A 1,588-nucleotide genomic window follows, 5' to 3' on the forward strand; every position below is an offset into this window, starting at 1 on the left:
AGATTTTCCGTTTTGGTTTGTATTACCTGCAATTGGCTTTAACCTTTTCTTCCTCAACTTCGGGCCTATTTTAGCACGCTACATTTTACCTCGACGTGAGGTGTATTTTGACCGCATAAATCAAACGGTAAGCTTTACCTGGTCGGTTGATAATGCGCAAAAGAATGAGCATGGTCATGCGACATTTCCGTTCTCAGATATCGAGGCGTTTTACGCTAAAGCCAACCATTCACAAGGACATGGTGTCACCCATGCGATGTATGTGGCTCATAAAGATTACAGCAACCACCGTGGTGCGTTTAGTGAAATTCGCGTTAAAGACAACCCACAAAATCCAAACTACTGTCGTTATACATGGGAGCGCGTGGTGCGCTTTATGGATTTAAGCAAACCATTAGTTGACTCACCTGAAATAGAGCCGTTTCGTCATTTAGACCCAGTTACACGCGATTTTGATAAACAGAATAACCGCCCAGAAAAGTATTGGCGCTTAATGAGTTACAAACAAATGCAGCAGATAGAAGAACAGCTTGATAACGATATTTATCGCTTTAACTTTGATGGTGCAATAACCAACCCTAAACGCTGGGCAAACGAAGAAATCACCAGACCATGGGAAAAATGGCCAATTGACGAAAACTTAAATCAGCCCGATACAACGCCTTATTGGAAGCGGTTAACAAAAACATTATTAAGGCAAATAGCAATGGGTGTCTAGGTTTTAAGATATTTAAAATGGATTGGTTAAATAACAAGGAATGTAGATAGCAATGACAATGAGTAGTGATGATAAAAGCCCAGTAAAATCAAACAAACTGGATGACTTACTTGATAACCTTATTAGTGATGAGGAGCTTAAACGCTATATTGCTGAACAAAACGACGGTTTAACTCATGAAGAACGAGAAAAAATTAAAAGAGAAAATCGTATTAACGCAATTAACCAGTGGTGCGAATAGAAGAATTTAGAAGAGACAACCCCGAAAAAGCCATTGATAGGCACACAGAAACTCTAAAATTATAAGGATAGCTATGTCTATTTCGTATAGATTCGCAAAAATGAATGCAAGAGTGATGGAAAATTCGCAGAATTTTAAAAATTTTTTTTCGAAAAAGAGGTTTAATAAATTCACTGATTTAATGGGTTTTCAAATAGTAAAAATTTTAGTCTTAAAGGATGAAAAAAGAAGGTTTAAAGATTCAAATTGTATTGATAACGAAGGTCGTTATTTAGGTTTCCAAAAAGCAAATGATGCGATGCTTGCATTAACATTAGGGCCTATATTGATGGGGGCAGTGCTAACTTTTATGTCCATTATATTTTTTGGGGTGTGGTTTTATTCACAATTTACATCCACCCCAGAAGATTTTCCGTTTTGGTTTGTATTACCTGCAATTGGCTTTAACCTTTTCTTCCTCAACTTCGGGCCTATTTTAGCACGCTACATTTTACCTCGACGTGAGGTGTATTTTGACCGCATAAATCAAACGGTAAGCTTTACCTGGTCGGTTGATAATGCGCAAAAGAATGAGCATGGTCATGCGACATTTCCGTTCTCAGATATCGAGGCGTTTTACGCTAAAGCCA

2 protein-coding genes and 1 pseudogene are annotated in these 1,588 nt (G+C 37.9%); all 3 read left to right on the forward strand.

The features are described 5' to 3' along the window. The coding region (locus LPA49_RS22100; protein ID WP_230237772.1) for a hypothetical protein at nt 1-718 on the forward strand (718 nt) is incomplete at its 5' end. A 52-nt stretch (nt 719-770) separates the two neighbouring features. Continuing rightward, complete coding sequence (locus LPA49_RS22105; protein ID WP_230237773.1) at nt 771-959, forward strand: hypothetical protein; 189 nt, start codon at nt 771-773, stop codon at nt 957-959. Nucleotides 960-1,032: 73 nt separating this feature from the next. Next, nucleotides 1,033-1,588, forward strand: a pseudogene (locus LPA49_RS22110) (hypothetical protein); the annotation flags it as partial.

It is taken from the genome of Pseudoalteromonas sp. MB41 (genome assembly GCF_020966275.1).
GTDB lineage: Bacteria > Pseudomonadota > Gammaproteobacteria > Enterobacterales > Alteromonadaceae > Pseudoalteromonas > Pseudoalteromonas lipolytica.